Consider the following 20,873-nt stretch of genomic DNA (forward strand, 5'->3'; position numbering starts at 1 on the left):
TCGAGAAAACTCTCACATCCACTCGAAAGGCATCATCACGATGACCGCTCCTCATATTGAAAGACCCTGCCCGCCTTCTCGGTGAAGCCCTTACCGATTCGTCGTAAGGATCTGATGCGCTCCCTTCTGCAGACCATGATCAACGCCCTGCTTTCTGCTGACGCCGACGCGGTGGCCGGAGCTGAGTGGGGCAAGCCCAGCCTGGACCGAGTCGCTCAACGCAACGGCTACCGGCACCGCGACCTGGACACCCGGGCCGGCACGATCGATGTCGCTGTCCCGAAGCTCCGATCCGGTACCTACTTCCCGGACTGGTTGCTCGAGCGTAGGAAACGGACCGAGACCGCGCTGATCACCGTCGTCGCGGGCTGCTACCTCGCCGGTGTCAGTACCCGCCGGATGGACAAGCTCGTCAAGACGTTGGGCATCAACGCGCTCTCCAAGTCCCAGGTCTCCCGCATGGCCACGGACCTGGACCAGCTCGTCGACGAGTTCCGGTACCGACCCCTCGGTGATGCCGGCCCATTCACGTTCTCACACCGCGGACGCGTTGACGATGAAGGTCCGCGAAGGCGGGCGGGTCATCAACACCGTCGTCCTCGTCGCGACCGGCGTCAACGCTAACGGGCGCCGGGAAGTCCTCGGCGTCCGGGTGGCCACCTCCGAGACCGGGGCGGCGTGGAACACGTTCTTCGCCGACCTGGTGGCCCGGGGACTGACCGGGGTCCGCCTGGTCACCTCCGACGCCCACCGGGCTGGTGGAGGCGATCGCCGCGAATCTGCCCGGGGCCGCCTGGCAGCGCTGCCGCACCCACTACGCGGCGAACCTCATGTCGGTGACACCGAAGAGCCTGTGGCCGGCCGTCAAAGCGATGCTGCACAGTGTCTACGACCAACCCGACGCCGGCGCCGTGCACGCCCAGTTCGATCGGCTGCTGGACTACGTCGAGGACAAGCTCCCTGACGCGCACGAGCACCTCGATGGTGCGAGGGCGGACATCCTGGCCTTCACCGGGTTCCCCGAAGGCCTCTGGCAACAAATCTGGTCCAACAACCCCAACGAACGACTCAACAGAGAGATCCGCCGTCGCACCGACAGCGTCGGGATCTTCCCCAACCGCGACGCGATCATCCGGCTCGTCGGCGCGGTCCTGGCCGAGCAGACCGATGAATGGGCTCAAACGACGCCCCTACCTCGGCCTCGACATCCTCACCAAGAGCCGGCTCACCCCCGTACCCGACACCGGAAACGAGGTAACCGACCAACCCGCCCTCGAACTCAGCGCCTAACCACAACCAACACCAGAAGGACCACCAACCGCTACACCACCACCAGGGACTTGACCACCAGCGAACGGATCTGACTCTTCGGCAGGGCCAGAACCGGACGCAGGCCGCGTGACAACGACCGCCCTACACCGAGGGCCGTATGCGCCTTCAGCCAACTTGAAGCATTCGGATTCTGCCTCGGAGTGCTTACACACACAGGAAAAATACACGTTTCGCCTAGTCAGACAGCCCTCGACAGCCGGTTTTTCCACAGCATTGAGAGGGTCTTGCTTGCGGCAGATCAGCAAAAATCGGTCGCAGGCGAGCTCCGTGCGTTGTGTCACGACTGCGCCCGTACCTCTTGTATGCATATGACTTTTAGGCTATATTTACGTCATGGAGGTTCAGTGGCCCGAGAGTTTTCAGAGGATGTTGGACCGCTACAAAGGGGCAGCAGGGCAGGGCAAGGAGCGTGACGCCGAGGTCTATTCCTTTATCATTGCGGCCCTAGGGGAACTGAGTAGCTTAGACGGTGAGCCAACTGAGGAATCTGCGACCTTCAAGATTGTGCGACAGTGCAAGGCTCACACGGTGTGGAGAGTGTCACACCCATATGTCAAAGGGCTGGCGGTGCGAGTCATAGCCTGGTTTCCTCCTGAACACAAAGACACAGTGGTGGTGGCCCTGTTCTCCGGAGACAAATCAAACATAGGCGACATTTTCTACAATTCAGTGGAAGATCGAGCGAAGGTAGCCATACAGGCGTGGTATCGCGAACAGGAGGAGAAAAATGATGGAACCAATGAACTTCCGTCGCGGAAATGAGCAGATTGATGCGGCGTTGCAAAACCCTGATATAGCTGCAAGAGTCGCGGCCATACGCGCTGGGAATCGCGAGAATGATCGCACTTACAAGATGCAGCTAGCGATGATTCGTGACGCTGCGAATCTGACCCAGACAGAACTAGCCCAAAACATGGATAGCACGCAGGGTGTGGTTTCGAAGCTTGAGCGATCCGAAAACATGCTCCTACAGACGCTCCTCCGTTACCTAAATGCAGCTGGCGCGGATGATGTGCGAATTGTAGTCTCAATGAAGGGTCAAGAAATTGAGGTAGACCTCGACAATGTGAGGGATGACCTAACGAAAACAAACAAGATGGAAGCGGTCTAGTCCATCTGAATGCATGGCTATTATCTATTCGAACTACCACTGGGGAAATCATGGCTACGGAAGACATAAGACTGGAAGCGCGTAATGCACTCTTGAAAGCAATTCTTGACGAGGTCGAGGACTCGAATACTCGTTACAACTTGCTGGACCTGTCACAGGCCTACAATTCAATCATATCGGCTCACTCAAGGACGAGCTAGAGTTCGTGCTCAAGGCGCCCCATCTCGCAAAGGTGGGGCGCTTCTTCTTGCTCGTGTAGGCGTGAGTAATCGGGCGCAAGAGAGGCTACGTAGATCGATAGCGCAGCCCTTCTCGGTCCGCAGTTAGTCCGCAGGAGGTCCGCAAAGCACCACTTCCGGCCCATCATGCACAACACCGTGAAGCCCGGAAACTAGGGGTTCTCAGCACCCCCGGCACTAGGCAACCACCCGTTAGAGGTTCGTGAACATGCGCTGACCCGTGCTCCCGGAACGACGACGGCGGCCCCACCGCACGAGGTGGGACCGCCGTCGTCAGTTCGAGCGAATCAGCGCAGGGGCCGGCCGGCCATGCCCTCGAGCCGCGCGATGCGCTCGTTCATGGGCGGGTGCGTGGCGAACAGCTTGCTCATACCGCCGCCTTTGAACGGGTTGGCGATCATGAGGTGGGAGGTGTTGACGAGCTTCTGATCCTGCGGCAGCGGAGCGCGCTGGGTTCCGCTCTCGAGCTTGCGCAGCGCCGAGGCGAGGGCCAGCGGATCGTCGGTGAGAACGGCGCCGTCCTCGTCGGCGTCGAACTCCCTTGTACGGCCGATGGCGGTCTGGATGAGACCTGCGGCCAACGGGGCGAGGATGGCCAGAAGCAGCGCGGCGATGGGGTTGCCGCCCTGGTTCCGGTTGCCGCCCAGCATGCCGGTGAAGGCGAAGATCTGCGCCACGGACGTGATGACCCCGGCGACGGCGGCCGCAATGGACCCGGTGAGGATGTCGCGGTTGTACACGTGCATGAGCTCATGGCCGAGGACGCCGCGCAGCTCGCGCTCGTCGAGCAGCCGCAGGATGCCCTGCGTGCAGCACACCGCGGAGTTCTCCGGGTTGCGCCCGGTGGCGAACGCGTTGGGCGCGTTGGTCGGCGAGACGTACAGCCGCGGCATGGGCTTGCCCGCCCGCGAGCTGAGCTCGCGGACGATCCGGTACATCGCCGGTGCCTGCTGCTCCGAGACCTCGACGGCGCGCATGCTGCGGATGGCGATCTTGTCGCTGTTCCAGTAGCTGTAGGCGATCGATCCGACGCCGAACAGGGCGAAGAGCCAGATGAACATCGAACTGCCGGTGGCTCCGGCGATGACCGCGCCGAAGACGAGGAAGATGCCCATCAGGGCACCGAACAACAACGCCGTCTTGGCACCGTTGAAATGATTGTGCACTGCTTACTCCTTGCAGGATGGAGGCCTCGGTCCGGGCCGTCACGTACAGCGGCGGATCGAACGGGCCTGGTTCATCCATGGTACGGGGTGGAGCTTCACGCTCGCTGAGAGACGCCCGGCCCGGTGCCTGCGTGATCAGGGCTCGGGGTGACGGGAATCGTACCGGGAGAAGCCCGGCTGCCACCGGGCGACGGCGAGCACCAGCACCACGCATGCGAGACCACCGACGACGGCGGTCCAGCCCTCGCCCAGCCACGCGGCCTGACCGCCGGCCACCAGGTCCCCGAGCCGCGGACCACCGGCGACGACGACGATGAAGACGCCCTGCAGCCGTCCGCGCATGGCATCCGGCGTCGCGGACTGGAGGATGGTGTTGCGGAAGACGCTGCTGATCGAGTCGGCGATGCCCGAGAGGACCAGGCAGGCCGCCGCGGGAACGACCCACGGTGACAGTTCGCCCTCGAGGGCGGGCAGGGACGACGATCCCGCCATGACGACGACGGCACCGAAGCCCGCCACGGAGGAGCCCCACCCCACGATGGACCAGATCACGGCCTGACCCTGTCTGTGGATGTGCCCCAGTGGCCCCGAGAACAATCCGGCCAGCACGGATCCGAACGCACCGGAGGCCAGCAGGATACCGACGGTGAGTTCGCCACCACCGATCAGCACGGCCCCGACGGCCGGCAGCAGGGCCCTGGGCTGGGCGGTGATCATGGCGATGAGGTCGAGGATGAACGTCATGCGGATGTTCGGGCGGGTTCCGAGGAAGCGGAACCCCTCGAGCACGGTGGCCAGCCCGGCCCTTCGCGTCGGGCCCTCCGGCGGCAGCGGCGGGAGCCGGTAGACCGCCCACAGCGCGAAGGTGAAGGTGACGACGTCGACCGTGTACGTCCAGGCGTAGCCCACCTGCGCCACGAGCACACCCGCGAGCAAGGGTCCGATGGTGAAGGCGAGCCCGAACGTGATCATGCTCAGCGCATTGGCCGCCGGCAGCAGCGCCGGGCGGACCAGCCGCGGGATGATGGAGCTCCGCGTGGGCTGGTTGATGCCCGCGGCCCCCGACTGGACGGCGATCAGCGCGTAGAGCAGCCCGACGCTGTCGACGCCGGCCCAGGCCTGGAGTGCGATGGCCGTGGTGGTGCCCCAGAGCGCGAGGCCGGACCACAGGGCCACCTTGCGCCGGTCCAGTGCGTCGGCGATCGCCCCGCCGTAGAGCCCTGCCACCACGAGGGGGACGAGCGCGAAGAGGCTGAGCAGGCCGACACTGAGGGTGGACTGCGTGAGCGCGTAGATCTGCAGGCTCACCGCCACGATGGTCAATTGGGTGCCGATGGCCGAGAGCGCCGTGCCGATGTAGAGCCTGCGGAACGCCGGACTCTCGCGCAGTGGCGTGATGTCGGCGAGCAGTCTGGGCACGGGAGAAGTCTAACGGCGCTTTGATTCGCTGTAGCAACAGTCGGGGAGGCTCGGCAGGTCTCGACGGTGGCTGCTCAGTGCCAGTTCGAACGCCCGTCGCGCTGCTGCGCGACGACGCCTGACGCCGAGTTCCTCAGCCGATTCATCGGTCAGGCCTTCGTCAGATCTTCGGCGAACATCACGATGATCCCACTGGGACCACGGAGATAGGTGAGCTTGTAGACGTCCCCGTACGTCGCGACGTCGCGCAGCGGGTGACAGCCGTGCCGTGCGGCGATCTCGACCGCTTGCTCGATGTCGTCGACCGAGAAGGCGAGACGGTGCATGCCGATCTCGTTGGGACGCGTCGGCTCCGTCTCAATCGGCTACCAAGGCGCGGCAATCGCCCCGCTCTCTCCTCGACATGGCAGATATGACCGGTCCACCTGCCGTGAAGCGGTAATTTGTGTCATCTCGGGAAGGTCGTGGTCCCGCGCCGCTCGGGCGGCGTCCGTGCCACCTCAGCCGGCGTCGTGCTCGGCCGCCTCGATCGCGCGGTCGATCTCCTGCAGTACCCGTGGATCGGCGATGGGCCGGAAGTGACCCATCGTCTCGAGTCGGACGTTGCGGGCGCCCTCCATGAAGCTTCCGCCGGGAATGTGGGGATCGAACCGGCCGTAGATCGAGGTGATGCGTCCATTCAGTGCCCTGTTGGCTCGCAGGGTCTTCAGGATGGTGTTGCGCGGGGAGAATGCGCGGATGCTGGGCAGGAGGAAGAAATTGGCGTAGATGGAGCCCGAGAACGGCGCGTTGATCGCCACCAGACGCGCGATCCGGGGTGCGGAACTCGGCATGGTCAGCAGGAACTTGCCGATCAGCCCCCCCTTGCTGTGCGTGACGAGGACCACGCCGGTGAGCCCGTGCCGGTCGAGGTACTCGGCTGCGAGCTCTGCCATGGCCGGAACCGTCCCCCGGTTGTATCCGAGCCTCTGCACCACATGGACCCGGTGCCCGGCACGGTGGAGATGATCGGCCACGGGTCTCATGAACTGCCAGGTCTCGTACACTCCGGGGATCAGCAGCACGGGGGCCAGGCCCTGCGGAGCCCCCGGAACCGGCACGAGGTACTGGGCAGGATCATCCCTGACGAGGAAGCCGCGCACCTGCCAGTAGCCGACGTACGCATAGTCCAGCAGCCACGCCCAGCCGCGCTCGATGAGGTTCACGTCTCCTACGGTACTGATCAGCACGACGAGACACCGCCCGACTTATTATGAACTTCTCAGATTTACTGCTTGACTGGGTCCATGACACAGACAGCCACGACTCCGGGGACACAGGAGTCCCTCTGGTCAGTGGCCCTGCGCTCCCGCGACCGGCGCGTGACGCGCCAGCGACTCGGTGTGCTGGCTGCCGTCCACGCCATCCCCCATGCCACGGCCGATGACGTCGCCGTCGCCGTCAGGACGGATCTGCCGTACATCACCGTGCAGTCCGTCTACGTGATCCTGGCCGACCTGACCGGCATCGGCCTGCTGCGCCGCATCGACACACCGCACTCCCCCGCACGCTACGAGACGCGGGTGGGAGACAACCACCACCACGCCGTCTGTACGGGCTGCGGTCGGATCGAGGACGTGGACTGCGCCGTGGGTCACGCGCCCTGCCTCACCCCCGACTGGTCGCCCGGCGCCCGGCAGATGACCATCGAGATCGCGGAAGTCCTCTATCAGGGCATCTGCGACACCTGCCGAACCGCAGCCCCCAGCCACCCGTAACCAGATCCCCGAAAAGGAAAAGGAGCACCATGTCCGAGAACTTCACCACCACGCAGTCCGGCGCACCGGTCATCGACGACGCCAACTCGTCCGTCATCGGCCGCGACGGAGCCATCCCGCTGACCGATCACTACCTCATCGAGAAGCTCGCCCAGTTCAACCGCGAGCGCGTCCCCGAGCGCGTGGTCCACGCCAAGGGCGGTGGAGCCTTCGGTGTCTTCGAGACCACCGAGGACGTCAGCATGTACACCCGCGCCGCGCTCTTCCAGCAGGGCACGACGACGGAGACCCTCCTCCGCTTCTCCACCGTGGCCGGCGAGCAGGGTTCCCCCGACACCTGGCGCGACCCCCGTGGCTTCGCACTGAAGTTCTACACCTCCGAGGGCAACTACGACCTCGTGGGCAACAACACCCCGGTGTTCTTCATCCGGGACGGCATCAAGTTCCCCGACTTCATCCGGTCGCAGAAGCGGCTCCCCGGTACCCACCTGCGCGACGCGGACATGCAGTGGGACTTCTGGACGCTCAGCCCTGAATCGGCTCACCAGGTGACGTGGCTGATGGGCGATCGCGGGATCCCTGCGTCCTGGCGCACCATGAACGGCTACGGTTCGCACGCCTACATGTGGATCAACGAGGCCGACGAGAAGTTCTGGGTCAAGTACCACTTCAAGACCAATCAGGGCCACGAGACGCTGACCGGCGAGGAGGCCGAACTGCTGGCCGGGGCCGACTCCGACTACCACCTGCGGGATCTCTCGGAGAACATCGCCAAGGGCAACCACCCGAGCTGGGACCTCAAGGTCCAGATCATGCCGTACGACGACGCGAAGGACTACCGCTTCAACCCGTTCGACGTGACGAAGACCTGGTCGCAGAAGGACTACCCGCTGATCCCCGTCGGCACACTCACGCTGAACCGGAACCCGGAGAACTACTTCGCGCAGATCGAGCAGGCCGCCTTCGCGCCGTCGAACTTCGTGCCCGGTATCGCCGCGAGCCCTGACCGCATGCTGCAGGCCCGTATCTTCTCCTACGCGGACGCCCACCGCTACCGCGTGGGCACCAACCACGCGCAGCTGCCCGTGAACAGCCCGAAGAACGAGGTACGGAGCTACTCGAAGGACGGCGCGGCGCGCTATCACTTCGACTCCGCGTCGAAGCCGGTGTACGCACCGAACTCGCTCGGCGGCCCCGCGGCTGACCCTGCTCAGTACGGTGCGCACGGCGGCTGGGAGAACGACGGCGAGCTCGTGTACGCAGCGCACTCTCTGCACGCCGAGGACGACGACTTCGGCCAGGCCGGGACGCTCTACCGCGAGGTGTTCGACGACGCCCAGCGCGCGCGCTTCCTCGAGACCATCAGCGGCGCCGTCGGAGGCGTTCAGAGCGAGGACATCCGTGCTCGGGCCATTCAGTACTGGACCAATGTGGACGCCGACCTCGGCGCGAAGCTGGCGTCCAACCTCGGACACGGCCACACTCCGGCCACCGAGTCCGAGGCTGCGCTCTATTAGGAAGCTCTACCAGGAATAGGGCACCGATCAGCAGCACCACATGAACGAGGGCGGATCCGTACGGGTCCGCCCTCGTTCATGTGGTGCGTCTTCAGGACCGTGCCGCCAGGAACCGGTCCTCTGCGTCGTAGTCGAAGGAGTCCTCGAAGAAGCCCGTCTGCTGCATCGCCGCGACCCCGCGCTCACCGGCCTCCGCCACCAGCCAGTCGACGGTGGGGCGCACCGTGGTGGCATAGGTCCCCACCGGCCGGTAGCCCAGGTCGGTGGCAGCGGCGAGATCGAGGAGGATCGGCGAGACCGCATCCCAGGGCGTGGACCCGAGCGTCCCGACGGTGGACGGCACCAGCTCCTCACTCCACTGATGACCGAGGCGGTTCGCGATGACGCACGTAGACGGCTTTGCTCGAGAGCAACGCCGTCGAGCCGACACCCGCAAGATGCGGCATCACGATGTCCGCGTCCGCGCGGGTGAAGGCCAGGCAGTCGACCAGCAGGTCGGCGCCCTCCGAGAGAACTGCTGCAACGCGTCCGGCGTCTCGCCGGTCGACGGCAACGAAGGAGGCACCCGCCTCCACCAGATCCGCAGGCATACCGCCCTGGTTTCGTGCTCCCAGTCCACGCAACACAATTCGGTGAATATGTCCGGCGGTGGTGTGCGCATGGTGCGCGAAGATCACTAGACTCCTTGGCAGGAGGCGATGGCCATGGGGGCAGAGTCGCGGTACACGGTGACCGTGGAGCAGGGGACGCTGGTACGCGTGACGTGGGCGCCCGCCATCGTGCTCCACCACTCCGACGGGGCTCTCCTGACCGCCGATATCGAGTCAGCCCTGCCCCGGCGTCGCGTCCACCTGCTGATGCTGCTCAATGGCATGGCGTCGCTGAGCCAGGCTGCCCTGGCCTACTTCGCGAAGCGGGCACCACTCTCCGCCGTCGCCCTTGTGGGTCCGTCCGTCCTCGACCAGCCGCTGATCGAGCTGTACGTCGAGCTGTACCAGCCGCCCTTCCCCGTGGGCTACTTCGAGACCGAGGCCACGGCGAGCTCTTGGCTGATGACGCGACCGGAACTGGACATCCCACTACCGAGGTAGAAGACAGTGCCCGGGTACTCGAGGTGCCCGGGCACTGTCGCAGGTCCTAGACGGCGACCTTCTCCCCGCGCTCCAGCTCTGCCTCGTCCTCGCTCGCCGGGATCGCGGGTTTCTCGCGCTCCAGCTTCGCACCCTCGACGTCGACATCCGGCAGGATCCGCTCCAGCCAGGCCGGCAGCCACCAGGCACGCCTGCCCAGCAGGTACATGGCCGCAGGGATGACTGTCATCCGTACCACGAAGGCGTCCACGAGGACTCCGAACGCGAGCCCGAACCCGATGGGCCGGACCATGGTCAGCTCGGAGAACACGAAGCCCGCGAACACGGACACCATGATGACGGCGGCAGCCGTGACCACTCGCGCACCATGGCTGAACCCGATGCGGACAGCCGCCTTGGCCTCGGCCCCATGGACGAAAGCCTCACGCATACCGGAGACCAGGAACATCTGGTAGTCCATCGCGAGACCGAAGAGCACGCCGATCAGGATGATGGGCAGGAAGCTCAGGATGGCACCCGGATTGGTCACCGCGAAGATGCTTCCGAGCCAGCCCCACTGGTAGATGGCCACCGTCGCTCCGAAGCTGGCCAGCAGCGAGAGCAGGAAGCCACCGGTCGCGATGATCGGCACCAGGATGGAGCGGAAGACCAGCAGCAGCAGGATCAGGGACAGCCCCACGACGATGCCGAGGTAGATCGGCAGGGCCTCAACGAGCTTCTCCGAAACGTCGATATTGGCGGCGGTCTGCCCGGTGACAGCGATCGGCACACCGGTCTCGTCCTCGAAGCTGTCGGAGGCCGACCGCAGGTCCCGCACCAGATTCTCGGTGCTCTCGCTCGAGGGCCCCTCCTCCGGGATCACCTGGAAGATCCCGGTACGACCGTCCTCGCTGAGAGTGGCCGGGACGGAAGCTGCCACGCCGGGCACGTCCAGCAGGAGGTCATTGACGTCGAGCTGAAGTTCCGTCAGCTCGGCGTCGTCCTCGGTCTCCGGGAAGGACCCGACGACGATCAGCGGACCGTTCGTCCCCTCACCGAACCGCTCACCGACCGTGTTGTAGGCCTGGAAGGCCGTCGAATCAGCGGGTTCGGAACCGCCGTCGGGCAGTCCCACACGCAGCTGCGCGGTCGGAATGGCGATGACTCCGAGCAGCACGACACCGGCGAGGACCGTCAGAATCGGCTTCCGGGTGGCGATCCCACCCCAGCCCGCCCCACTGGCAGCACGCTCGTCCGCAGCTTCCGTCGGATCCTGACCGGGGGCAGGTGCGGTGGCCGAGTGCTTTCCACCGTCTCCCCGGGCCCAGCGACGCTTCGACACGATCCTGGGACCGATGACGGCGAGCAGGGCGGGGGTCAGGCTGAGCGCGACCAGCACCGCAACCGCGACAGTACCGGCGGCAGCAAGTCCCATGATCGTCAGGAACGGCAGACCGGGTACGGCCAGTGCTGCGAGGGCCACGACGACGGTGATGCCGGCGAAGAGAACCGCGTTGCCCGCAGTTCCCGTGGCTCGTGCAATGGACTCCCGCAGCTCCATCCCGCGCAGCAACTGGGTCCGGTGACGATTGACGATGAACAGCGAGTAGTCGATACCGACCGCCAGCCCGAGCATGAGCGCCAAAACGGGAGAGATGCTGTTCATCTCGATGACACCGGAGAGGGCGAAGGTGATCCCCACGCCCACGCCGACGCCGACGATGGCCATCAGGAGCGGAAGCCCGGCTGCGACAAGGGTGCCGAGCATCAGGATCAGGACGAGCGCGGCGACGGCCAGGCCGACGAACTCGGCGGCACCGGCGATGCCGCCGATGTCCTCGACGATCTCCTGGCTGAAGTCGACCGTGACACCTGCCGACTCCGCCTGAGTCGCCGTCTCCTGCACCTGTTCGCGAAGTTCCGGTGAGACGCTGTTGATCTGCTGATCGAATTGGACATTGGCCACTGCTGCTGATCGGTCGTCGGACAGCAGGCTCACTCCGGAGGTGGCATCGAGTTGCCGCTGGGCGCGATCGAGCTCGGCCGTGCCGGACTCGAACTGTTCGCGGCCGGTCTCCAACTCGGCCTGGCTCGCATCGAGTTCGGCCTGCGCCTCTTCGAGCTGGTCCTCCGTGGCCGCTTCCCGCGCTGCAGGGAGTCGATCGCGGTTGCTCTCGAACTCCTCGCGCTGCTCGTCGAGCTGTGCCTGCCCCTGGGCGAGTTGCTCCTCACCACTCGTGAGCTGTTCCTCGCTGGCCTCGAGTTCCGTGCGTCCGGACTCGATCTCCTCGCGAGCCGAATCCACCTGCGCTGCGACCTCGAAGGGATCGACGACGCCTCGGACCCCGTCGAAGTCCGAGATCGAAGTGAGTGCCGACTGCACCTCCTCCTGCTGCTCCGTGGAGAACTCCGAGCCGTCGTCCGTCGTGAAGACCACTGTGCCCGTACCGCCCACGGCCTCGGGAAGTTCGTCCCTGAGGCGATCCGTGATGCGCTGGGACTCTGTGCCGGGGATGGAGAAGTTGTTCGTCAGGGTCCCGGAGAAGGCGATCGCCGACCCGCCGACGGCGAGCAGCACAGCCAGCCAGGCGGAGACGACCCACCATCGCCTCCGATACGCGAAAGAGCCGAGCCGATAGAGCAGAAAAGCCATGGAGTGATCCTTGCAGGATGAGAAGGGACAGAACGGGAGAACAGGCGAAGCGGGGGGGGTGGTTTCAGGAACCGGGATCCGGCGGATCGGGAGCGATACGCAGACCGGGATCGGCGAACCCGTCCCGGAGCATCGTCAGCACAGCGAGGATGCGAGCTTCGAGCTGCTTGCCCGAATCCGGCGCCGACGCCGGAGTATGTACAGCCCAGTCCCGCATCGCCGTCTTGGTGCAGGACATCACGCAGCCGACCAGCGCTGTGAGGTACAGCTGAGAGGCAGTGGACCCGAATCTGATCCGCAGCGCCTCCGCGATCCTCGCCTCGGCGCGTTCCCATGAATGCAGCTGGGCCCGCAGCAGGTCCGGGTCGGCGTCCGCCATGCGGAAGAGTTCGCCGTGCTGGGACAGCCCCTCCATCCCCGTGGTCTCGGCGAAGGCGCGGATGATCGTGTCGAACAGGGGTTCATCGCGGGGCAGCCTCTCGAAGGTACTCAGGATCCGGTCGATGAAGAGGTCCATCCGTACGGTGAGGGCATCCTGTGCGCTGGGAAAATAGTTGAAGAACGTGCGCCGGGACACCCCGGCCCGCTCCGTGATCTGGTCCACGGTGAAGGCCCCGGGTCCCACGTTTCGGGCGAGGTCGAACGCTGCATCCGCAATGGCCCGACGGGTGTCGATCTTATTCTGTTCACGACGGCCCAGGGATCCGAGGCGGTTGGTGGCTTTCAGCACTGCCCTAGAATACGACAAATTTTGCACACCGTGCAACAAGAGTGCCGGGCGATCCCATCATGGTTCAGCCGGAGCTGTACTCTCGATATATGGCAGCTCACCGGCACTCCTCCTCACCGGCGTCACCTGGATCACCTGGATCACCGGGACGGAAACCACTGGCTGGTGCTTTCGCGATCACCCTCGTCGTCTTCGTGCTGCAGATCGTCGGCGCCGTGTGGACGGGAAGCCTTGCCCTGCTCTTCGATTCCGTCCACGTGCTGACCGACGCCGCAGGGCTGGCGATGGCGCTCGGCGCTGCGACACTCGCCATCCGCCCGGCGACACCGCGCCGCTCCTGGGGCTTCCGCCGGGCAGAAGTGATTGCCGCACTGCTGCAGGCCGCATTTCTCCTCGCGGTCGGCGCCTATGTGCTGGTGGAAGGGGTCAGCCGACTCATCACCCCGGAGGACGTCGCGGCGCCGGAGCTGATCGTCTTCGGAGTCATCGGCCTCGCCGGGAACCTCGCTGCATTGGGTCTCCTGTCACGGCATCGGGCGGCCACTTTCAACCTGAGGGCCGCGTTCCTCGAGGTACTCAACGATGCGCTCGGCTCCTTGGCCGTCATTGTCGCAGCCATCGTGATCACCCTGACCGGCTGGATGCGGGCGGACGCTCTCGTGGCCCTGCTCATCGGCGCCCTGATCATCCCGAGAACCATCACGTTGCTGCGCGAGACCATCGACGTCCTGCTCGAGTCCACTCCCGCCGGGATCGACCTCGACGACGTGCGCTCGCACCTGTCCCGCCTACCGCACGTGCGCGACGTCCACGATCTCCACATCACGCAGATCGCCACCGGTCTCCCGGTCCTGACCGCGCACGTCGTCGTCGACGACGCCTGCTACCGCAACGGCTCCGCCCATACTGTGCTCGACCAGCTCCAGGAGTGCGTGAGTGAGCACTTCGAGGTCGGTATCGACCACTGCACCTTCCAGATCGAACCACTCGATCATGTGCCGCACGAGACAGAGCTGACACACTGATGCCGCCCCGCTGACGATGCCGGGACAGTCCTCGACCGGCAGGACTCCGGCGGGCATGTCCGCCGGAGTCCTGCTGAACGAATGATCGAGACCGTGGCACACCTACTCCATCAGACGGGACCGGATCAGGAACCGTTTGCCCTCCGGCGCCTCGACGGAGAAGCCGCTGCCCCGGCCCGGTACGACGTCGATGGTCAGGTGCGTATGACGCCAGTACTCGAACTGCTCCCGCGACATCCAGAACTCGATGAGCCGGGCGCCGTCGTCGCCCGGCCCGTCCGCGGAGATGTCGAGGACACCGAGCAGGATGTCCGCCTCGGCCGTGATGAACTCGCCCGCCGGATAACACATCGGGGACGACCCGTCGCAGCACCCGCCGGACTGGTGGAACATCAGGGGCCCGTGGACGAGCCACAGCTTGTCCAGCAGCTCGACCGCGCTGCCGGTGAGCGCAACCCGGGAGAATGTCTCCCCCGGGATGGTCACGGATGCCTCGACGGTCATGGAGTCCTCATCGACTAGAAGAAGCCGAGCTTGGATTCCGAGTAGCTGACCAACAGGTTCTTGGTCTGCTGGTAATGATCGAGCATCATGGCGTGGTTCTCACGGCCGATGCCGGAGGACTTGTAGCCACCGAACGCCGCTCCCGCCGGGTAGGCGTGGTAGTTGTTCACCCAGACCCGACCCGCCTGGATCTCGCGACCCGCGCGGTACGCCACATTCCCGTTCCTGGACCACACACCGGCTCCCAGCCCGTACAGCGTGTCGTTGGCGATCTCCATCGCTTCCGCGTAGTCGTCGAATCGCGTCACGGACACGACGGGGCCGAAGATCTCCTCCTGGAAGACGCGCATCCTGTTCGACCCCTCGAACACCGTTGGCTTGACGTAGAACCCCTCGGCGAGATCGCCGTCGAGCATGTTCCGCTCGCCGCCAATCAGCACCTTCGCGCCCTCCTGCCGACCGATGTCCATGTAGGAGAGGATCTTCTCCAGCTGGTCGTTGGAGGCCTGCGCGCCCACCTGTGTCTCGGTATCCAGCGGATTCCCCTGCACCATCTTCTCCACGCGGGCTATCGCGTCGGCCATGAAGGAGTCGTAGATGGACCCCTGGACGAGCGCGCGTGACGGGCAGGTGCAGACCTCACCCTGGTTCAACGCGAAGAGCGCGAAGCCTTCGAGGGCCTTGTCGTAGAAGGAGTCATTGCTGTCCGCGACATCGGCGAAGAAGATGTTGGGACTCTTGCCGCCGAGTTCCAGCGTGACCGGAATCAGATTCTGGCTCGCGTACTGGCTGATGAGCCTGCCGGTCGTCGTCTCACCGGTGAACGCGATCTTGCGGATCCGCTTGCTCGAGGCGAGCGGCTTGCCTGCTTCCACTCCGAAGCCGTTGACCACGTTCAGCACGCCCGCCGGGAGCAGGTCGCCCAGCAGTTCCACCAGGACGAGGATCGACGCCGGTGTCTGCTCGGCAGGCTTGAGCACGACGGCGTTTCCTGCGGCGATGGCCGGTGCGAGCTTCCAGGTGGCCATGAGGATCGGGAAGTTCCAGGGGATGATCTGCCCTACGACACCCAAGGGCTCGTGGTAGTGGTATGCCGTCATGTCCTCGTCGAGCTGGGACAGTCGTCCCTCCTGGGCGCGCACGGCACTTGCGAAATAGCGGAAGTGGTCGATGGCCAATGGAATATCCGCGGCAAGGGTTTCCCTGATCGGCTTGCCGTTGTCCCAGGTGTCCGCGACTGCGAGGAGTTCGAGATTCTCCTCCATGCGATCCGCGATCCGATTGAGGACTGCCGCGCGCTCCGCGACCGACGTCCTGCCCCATCCCGGGGCGGCCTTGTGTGCGGCGTCGAGAGCCAGCTCGATGTCCTCGGCCGTCCCCCTGGCCACCTCGCAGAAGGCCTTGCCCGTCACGGGCGAGATGTTCTCGAAGTACTGACCCTTCTGCGGCGGAACCCACTCGCCACCGATCCAGTTCTCGTACCTCGACCTGAAGGAAACCTTCGACCCGTTCTCGCCGGGCTGAGCATAAACAGTCATTGTCGAACTCCTTGGGCTCTACGTGTGCGGGACGTCATCGTCCACGTCTCACAGCCTAAGGCGCGGCTCGCCCCGTTGGCACTGGAATTCAGGAGAATACAGTCGTGCACCCCGGTCGACCAAAGCCCTACCGGATCACCCTTCGTCGCGAGGCGCGACGCCGATCTCTTGCGGGATACCCGGCAGCGGTGCCGGTTCGGGATCCTGCGCGGGGTCGTTGCCGGCCGCGGCGTCACCGGCTACCGCAACGTCACCGCACAGGGGTGTCTCGCCCGCATTCTCGCCTGCTGCGGGCACCGTCGATACAGGAGCCACGACCCCCGTCCCCGCATTCGCCATCGGCTCCACGGGCTGGGGCGTACCTTCCGCCACCGCCGCTGGGTCGACCTCGCACGAGGCATCCGCTTCGGCTTCCACGACGACCGGCTCCGGAACGACGACCGGTTCGGGAACCGGTACGGGCTCCGTCGGAGCCTGTACGGGCGTCACCTCGGCCTCGGGCTCAGCCTTCGGGGCGCTCGTCGGTTCAGGCTTCGGTTCGGGCTTCTCCGCCTCAGTCCTACCCGCCTCAACAGTCTTCGTCGGCTTGGACCCAGGCTTCTCCGCCTCAGGAGTCTTCGTCGGCTTGGACCCGGGCTTCTCCGCCTCAGGAGTCTTCGTCGGCTTGGACCCGGGCTTCTCCGCCTCAGTCTTACCCGCCTCAACAGTCTTCGACGGCTTGGACCCAGTCTTCTCCGCCTCAGGAGTCTTCGTCGGCTTGGACCCGGGCTTCTCCGCCTCAGGAGTCTTCGTCGGCTTGGACCCGGGCTTCTCCGCCTCAGGAGTCTTCGTCGGCTTGGACCCGGGCTTCTCCGCCTCAGGAGTCTTCGTCGGCTTCGACGGCTTGGACCCGGGCTTCGTCGGCTCCACCGTGGAGTCCGACGTCGTTCGAGGCGCGGCGTCGGGCCTCGCGGATGGTCCGCCCGCAGTGCCAACGGCTGGTTCTGAGAGGACCGGGGTACTGGACTGCTGACTCAGGAGGGCACCGAGCAGCCCGCCCGGCGCTGCTGCGCTGATCCCGGAGGAGCCCGGGAAGAGCGGTAGGGCCTCCGCACCGGCAGGCAGAGCCTGGTCCGATCGCGTGGTGGATTGCGCCCATGCCGGTATGGCAGAGGTAGCCGAGCCTCCGGGTGTGTAGTCCTTCATCACGCCGACGCTCGGGGTATGGCTCGCGACGACCAGCTTCCACTGCACGGGGTTCACGTGCTCGCCGTCGAGGATCGTCTCGAAATGGAGATGGCATCCCGTCGAGGATCCGCTGGTCCCGACTTCGGCGAGCTGGTCGCCGCCGTTGACCACGTCGCCCAGCTCAGCCGAGATCCCCAGCAAATGGTTGTAAGTCGTGATGAGACCGTTGCCGTGATCCACTTCCACGCGGTTTCCGCCACCCCACGGGTGCCAGCCGACGGCGCGGACAATCCCGGCGTCCGCAGCATAGACGGCGGTACCGCACGGCGCCGAGAAGTCCTGACCCGTATGGAATTCGTCCGCTTGACCTGTGATGGGGCTCGTGCGCGAGCCGAAGGGCGAGGAGGGTGTGAGTTCACCGAGAGGAGCGAACAGGGTTCCCTCGACGGGACGCTGCGTAGCCGCCGTCAGGTCGGTCAGAGCACGCGCGGTGACACCAGGAGTGCCCGGGGGGACACTCCCCTCGTCAGGCCGTGTCGCATCGAGCGCGTCGTACGTCCCAGGGCCGAACGTCCCGAAGCCGGGTACCTCGAGGTCGGGAGCACCGGAACTGTCCAGAGGCACCATCAGGGGGAAACCGACATCCCCTGTTGCCGACATCGAGTCATCGCCGTCAAGAAGTGCGAGATCCGCCTGCACCGAAGTACGTGTCATTACGTCGGCCGCTTCCCATGATGCAGGCACGACACCCTGGAAACCGACGAAACACACCACCATCGCGATGCTTGCATTCATCTTGGTGCGACGCAGGCGGAGACCGCGCCCTGGCACCCTCGACCTGCTCGGGTGCTGTTCGACCTGCGCCAAGAAATCCCCCTCTGAGATGCACCGATCGGTGATCCTGCTCTGCAGGAAGCATCACCCGCAGACCCCATCGGCCACCGACCACTACGTTAGCCCGCTCGCATCCCGGATTACGACAGTCAACGGCGATTCGCCGACAAAATTTAGGGAACCTTGCGCTTGTGCGCCGGCATCCGGGCACGTCGTCAGGAAGTCGGGCTACTCGTCACGGGAGATTGCCACCATGTCCTCGCGCGGTACGAGCTTCACCCGCTCCCGTACCACCTCGGCATTGCCCGAGGTGTTGACGAAGTTCGCCCCGAGTTTCATCTCGTGGGCGTCCAGTTTCAGCCAGCCGTCCCACGTGGTGTACTGGACTCCGCGCTCCTGAAGCAGGTCGATGACGGATCTCTCGGACGGATCCTCCGCGGATGGCAGATTCAGGCGATCCTCGAGCAGGAACCCGATGGTCTCCAGCGCATCTCCCTTGGTGTGGCCGATAAGACCCACCGGCCCGCGCTTGATCCAGCCGGTGGCGTAGATACCCGGCACCGGAACCCCGGATTCATCGATCACTCGGCCGCCCGCGTTCGGTATCACGCCGCGATCGGCATCGAAGCCCACCTCCGGGAGTTCGGAGCCGAAGTATCCGATAGCCCGGTAGACGGCCTGCACGGGATAGTCCAGAATCTCCCCGGTTCCCCGGACGTTGCCGTCCCCGGTGAGTTCGGTGCGTTCGAAGCGCATTCCGGCAACCTTGCCCGGCGTCTGGACCGAATCGTAGATCTCGATGGGCGAGTGCAGGAAATGGAGGTGCAGGCGCCGGGACGCACCCGTCGGTTCGTCCTCGACGAGCCAGTTGGTCAGCGTCTTGACCATCGTCTTGGTCTGGTTGTTCGAGGCGATCTGCTGTTCCGAGCCCGCGTCGAAATCGAAGTCCTCGGGGTAGAGGACTATGTCGACGTCCCGTGAATGGGACAGTTCACGTAGCTCCAGTGGCGTGAACTTGACCTGCGCGGGGCCACGCCGGCCGAAGACATGGACGTCCGTGACGGGCGAGGCCTTCAGCCGAGCATAGACATTGTCCGGAATCTCCGTCGAGAGGAGGTCATCGGCGTGCTTCGAGAGGATCCGGGCGGTGTCGAGGGCGACATTGCCGTTACCGATCACCGCGATCTGCCTGGCATCCAGCGGCCAGTCACGGTCCACGTCGGGATGGCCGTCGTACCAGGAGACGAAGTCGGCCGCTCCGAAGGACCCTTCGAGCTCGATCCCGGGAATGGGCAGATCCGCGTCCCGGATCGCGCCTGTCGCGAAGATCACGGCATCGTAGAGGCGCCGGAAGTCGGTGAGCGTGAGGTCCCGACCGTAGTTCACGTTGCCGAGAAAGCGGATGTCTCCCCGGTCCAGCACCTTGTGCAGCGCATTGACGATGCCCTTGATACGCGGGTGATCCGGGGCAACGCCGTAGCGGATGAGCCCATAGGGTGCAGGGTGCTGGTCGAACAGATCGATGCTGACGGCGAAGTCGCCTCCCTGCACCTCGTTCGACTTCGTCAGGATGTCGGCGGCGTACACTCCTGCCGGACCGGCACCGATGATCGCGACCCGCAGCGGTCGTCCCGCAGCTGAGCTAGTCACTGAAATAGCCTTCTTCCCGGTGAGACTGATCCCGATGGATTGGGTGCGCGGACCACGCGCACAATCCCCCAGTCTAAATGTTGCCCCTTGGCACTGACCACAACAGTGGCGGGGATCTCCTTCCCCGAGTACGGGAATCCTGGGGTACGGGAATAAAGGCTGGACGGTGTGCGCTCACTCACTCCGTGAGTGGAACAGAGGCGAGGACCAGGCGCGCGCCGAGGAGCGAGAATTCCCTGGGCATCATATTCGGGGTCAGCGCCTACGGTCTCTGGGGTCTGCTGCCCCTGTATTTCATCATCCTCGCCCCGGCAGGCCCGGTGGAGATCGTCGCGAACCGCGTGCTGTGGTCCCTGCTCTTCTGTGCCCTCCTGCTCACCGTCACGAGCGCATGGCGCCCGGTGCTGGTGGTGCTGCGCACACCCCGGCTCCTGGCACCGCTGGCCGTCGCTGCGCTGCTCATCGCCGTCAACTGGCTGGTCTATACGTACGGAGTCACCTCGGGCCAGGCCATCGAAGCCTCGCTGGGGTACTTCATCAATCCGCTCGTCTCGGTGCTGCTGGGTGTGGTGGTTCTTCGCGAGAGACTGCGTCCACTGCAGTGGACCGCCATCGGGATGGGCGTGATCGCCGTGATCGTGCTCGCCGTCGGCTATGGGTCCGTTCCATGGATCGCCCTGGTACTCGCGTTCTCCTTCGGAACCTACGGCTTCGTCAAGAAGAAGGTGGGATCCCGGGTGAACGCCCTCTCGAGTCTGAGCATCGAAACCCTTGTCCTCACCCCGATCGCCGCAGCCGTGATGGTCTGGCTGGCCTCGACCGGTAGCGCGACCCTGACGAGCGAGGGCACTGGCCATTTCTGGATCATGGCCGCATCCGGAGTGATCACGGCTGTCCCTCTGCTCTTCTTCGGGGCTGCCGCCCGACGACTGCCGCTGACCACGATCGGACTGCTCCAGTATCTCGCGCCCGTGCTCCAGTTCCTGCTTGCCCTGCTGGTACTGCACGAGCAGATGCCGCTGGAGAGGTGGGTAGGATTCGGTCTCGTCTGGGTCGGCCTGATCCTCCTGACCACCGACATGGTGTGGACGCTGCGGCGGCAACCGCGGCCGACCGGGACATCCGCTCCGGTTGCCACAGCCTGAGCGTCCGCGGCGGGAC

General features: G+C 65.1%; 18 protein-coding genes and 2 pseudogenes. 8 read left to right on the forward strand and 12 right to left on the reverse strand.

The annotated features are described in order from the left end of the window. Window positions 1-40 precede the first annotated feature (40 nt). The 3 genes and pseudogenes from E8P82_RS08585 (at window position 41) to E8P82_RS08595 (ending at window position 2,443) form a co-directional block, all read left to right on the forward strand. Window positions 41-1,290, forward strand: a pseudogene (locus tag E8P82_RS08585) (IS256 family transposase). Between the two features lie 375 nt (window positions 1,291-1,665). Beyond that, window positions 1,666-2,094: a hypothetical protein gene (locus tag E8P82_RS08590; protein ID WP_211096837.1), complete on the forward strand. Its 429-nt coding sequence runs from the start codon at window positions 1,666-1,668 to the stop codon at window positions 2,092-2,094. Beyond that, window positions 2,060-2,443, forward strand: coding sequence for a helix-turn-helix domain-containing protein (locus E8P82_RS08595; RefSeq protein ID WP_246021130.1), 384 nt, complete (start codon window positions 2,060-2,062; stop codon window positions 2,441-2,443). Before E8P82_RS08590 ends, E8P82_RS08595 begins: the two co-directional genes overlap by 35 nt. Before the next feature lie 526 nt (window positions 2,444-2,969). Here the strand turns inward: E8P82_RS08595 and htpX are convergent. From htpX to E8P82_RS08615, 4 genes and pseudogenes are all read right to left on the reverse strand, one after another. Further along, entirely contained in the window at window positions 2,970-3,848 is an 879-nt protein-coding gene (htpX, locus tag E8P82_RS08600) for a zinc metalloprotease HtpX (RefSeq protein WP_136454080.1), read from the reverse strand. Between the two features lie 135 nt (window positions 3,849-3,983). Then, window positions 3,984-5,267: an MFS transporter gene (locus tag E8P82_RS08605; RefSeq protein WP_136454081.1), complete on the reverse strand. Its 1,284-nt coding sequence runs from the start codon at window positions 5,265-5,267 to the stop codon at window positions 3,984-3,986. Between the two features lie 149 nt (window positions 5,268-5,416). Continuing rightward, window positions 5,417-5,629 (reverse strand): annotated as a pseudogene (locus E8P82_RS08610) (VOC family protein); the annotation flags it as partial. 138 nt (window positions 5,630-5,767) lie between these two features. Continuing rightward, complete coding sequence (locus E8P82_RS08615; protein ID WP_136454082.1) at window positions 5,768-6,472, reverse strand: esterase/lipase family protein; 705 nt, start codon at window positions 6,470-6,472, stop codon at window positions 5,768-5,770. An 81-nt stretch (window positions 6,473-6,553) separates the two neighbouring features. Here E8P82_RS08615 and E8P82_RS08620 point away from each other — a divergent pair, with 81 nt between their 5' ends. Both E8P82_RS08620 and E8P82_RS08625 read left to right on the forward strand, forming a co-directional pair. Further along, window positions 6,554-7,024: a Fur family transcriptional regulator gene (locus E8P82_RS08620; RefSeq protein WP_136454083.1), complete on the forward strand. Its 471-nt coding sequence runs from the start codon at window positions 6,554-6,556 to the stop codon at window positions 7,022-7,024. Window positions 7,025-7,053: 29 nt separating this feature from the next. After that, window positions 7,054-8,541 (forward strand): catalase, encoded by a 1,488-nt coding sequence (locus E8P82_RS08625; RefSeq protein ID WP_136454084.1) that lies wholly within the window; start codon window positions 7,054-7,056, stop codon window positions 8,539-8,541. A 91-nt stretch (window positions 8,542-8,632) separates the two neighbouring features. Here the strand turns inward: E8P82_RS08625 and E8P82_RS08630 are convergent, their stop codons facing one another. Both E8P82_RS08630 and E8P82_RS08635 read right to left on the reverse strand, forming a co-directional pair. Further along, on the reverse strand, window positions 8,633-8,884 hold the full coding sequence (locus tag E8P82_RS08630) for a hypothetical protein (RefSeq protein ID WP_136454085.1): 252 nt from the start codon (window positions 8,882-8,884) through the stop codon (window positions 8,633-8,635). Between the two features lie 7 nt (window positions 8,885-8,891). Beyond that, window positions 8,892-9,131, reverse strand: coding sequence for a hypothetical protein (locus E8P82_RS08635; protein ID WP_136454086.1), 240 nt, complete (start codon window positions 9,129-9,131; stop codon window positions 8,892-8,894). Between the two features lie 108 nt (window positions 9,132-9,239). Here E8P82_RS08635 and E8P82_RS08640 point away from each other — a divergent pair, with 108 nt between their 5' ends. Further along, window positions 9,240-9,632: a DUF7793 family protein gene (locus tag E8P82_RS08640; protein WP_136454087.1), complete on the forward strand. Its 393-nt coding sequence runs from the start codon at window positions 9,240-9,242 to the stop codon at window positions 9,630-9,632. 46 nt (window positions 9,633-9,678) lie between these two features. Here the strand turns inward: E8P82_RS08640 and E8P82_RS08645 are convergent, their stop codons facing one another. Together E8P82_RS08645 and E8P82_RS08650 are read right to left on the reverse strand one after the other, a co-directional pair. Next, window positions 9,679-12,264, reverse strand: coding sequence for an MMPL family transporter (locus tag E8P82_RS08645; RefSeq protein WP_136454088.1), 2,586 nt, complete (start codon window positions 12,262-12,264; stop codon window positions 9,679-9,681). Window positions 12,265-12,328: 64 nt separating this feature from the next. Then, window positions 12,329-12,994, reverse strand: coding sequence for a TetR/AcrR family transcriptional regulator (locus tag E8P82_RS08650; protein ID WP_168796528.1), 666 nt, complete (start codon window positions 12,992-12,994; stop codon window positions 12,329-12,331). 89 nt (window positions 12,995-13,083) lie between these two features. Here E8P82_RS08650 and E8P82_RS08655 point away from each other — a divergent pair, with 89 nt between their 5' ends. Beyond that, window positions 13,084-14,019, forward strand: a complete 936-nt coding sequence (locus tag E8P82_RS08655; RefSeq protein WP_136454090.1) for a cation diffusion facilitator family transporter — start codon at window positions 13,084-13,086, stop codon at window positions 14,017-14,019. 102 nt (window positions 14,020-14,121) lie between these two features. On the opposite strand, the gene E8P82_RS08660 is transcribed toward E8P82_RS08655, so the two are convergent. The 4 genes from E8P82_RS08660 to E8P82_RS08675 all read right to left on the reverse strand — a co-directional run bounded on the left by E8P82_RS08660 (window position 14,122) and on the right by E8P82_RS08675 (window position 19,712). Continuing rightward, a complete protein-coding gene (locus E8P82_RS08660; RefSeq protein WP_136454091.1) occupies window positions 14,122-14,523 on the reverse strand; it encodes a DUF779 domain-containing protein in 402 nt (133 codons plus the stop codon). A 14-nt stretch (window positions 14,524-14,537) separates the two neighbouring features. After that, window positions 14,538-16,061 (reverse strand): acetaldehyde dehydrogenase ExaC, encoded by a 1,524-nt coding sequence (gene exaC / locus E8P82_RS08665; RefSeq protein ID WP_136454092.1) that lies wholly within the window; start codon window positions 16,059-16,061, stop codon window positions 14,538-14,540. Between the two features lie 135 nt (window positions 16,062-16,196). Then, complete coding sequence (locus tag E8P82_RS15165) at window positions 16,197-17,942, reverse strand: M23 family metallopeptidase (RefSeq protein WP_246021132.1); 1,746 nt, start codon at window positions 17,940-17,942, stop codon at window positions 16,197-16,199. A gap of 348 nt (window positions 17,943-18,290) precedes the next feature. Continuing rightward, on the reverse strand, window positions 18,291-19,712 hold the full coding sequence (locus tag E8P82_RS08675; protein WP_136454093.1) for an FAD-dependent oxidoreductase: 1,422 nt from the start codon (window positions 19,710-19,712) through the stop codon (window positions 18,291-18,293). A 185-nt stretch (window positions 19,713-19,897) separates the two neighbouring features. On the opposite strand from E8P82_RS08675, the gene rarD reads away from it, so the two are divergent. Continuing rightward, complete coding sequence (gene rarD / locus E8P82_RS08680) at window positions 19,898-20,857, forward strand: EamA family transporter RarD (protein WP_246021139.1); 960 nt, start codon at window positions 19,898-19,900, stop codon at window positions 20,855-20,857. Window positions 20,858-20,873 lie beyond the last annotated feature (16 nt).

The organism is Arthrobacter echini (assembly GCF_004803505.1).
GTDB lineage: Bacteria > Actinomycetota > Actinomycetes > Actinomycetales > Micrococcaceae > Arthrobacter_D > Arthrobacter_D echini.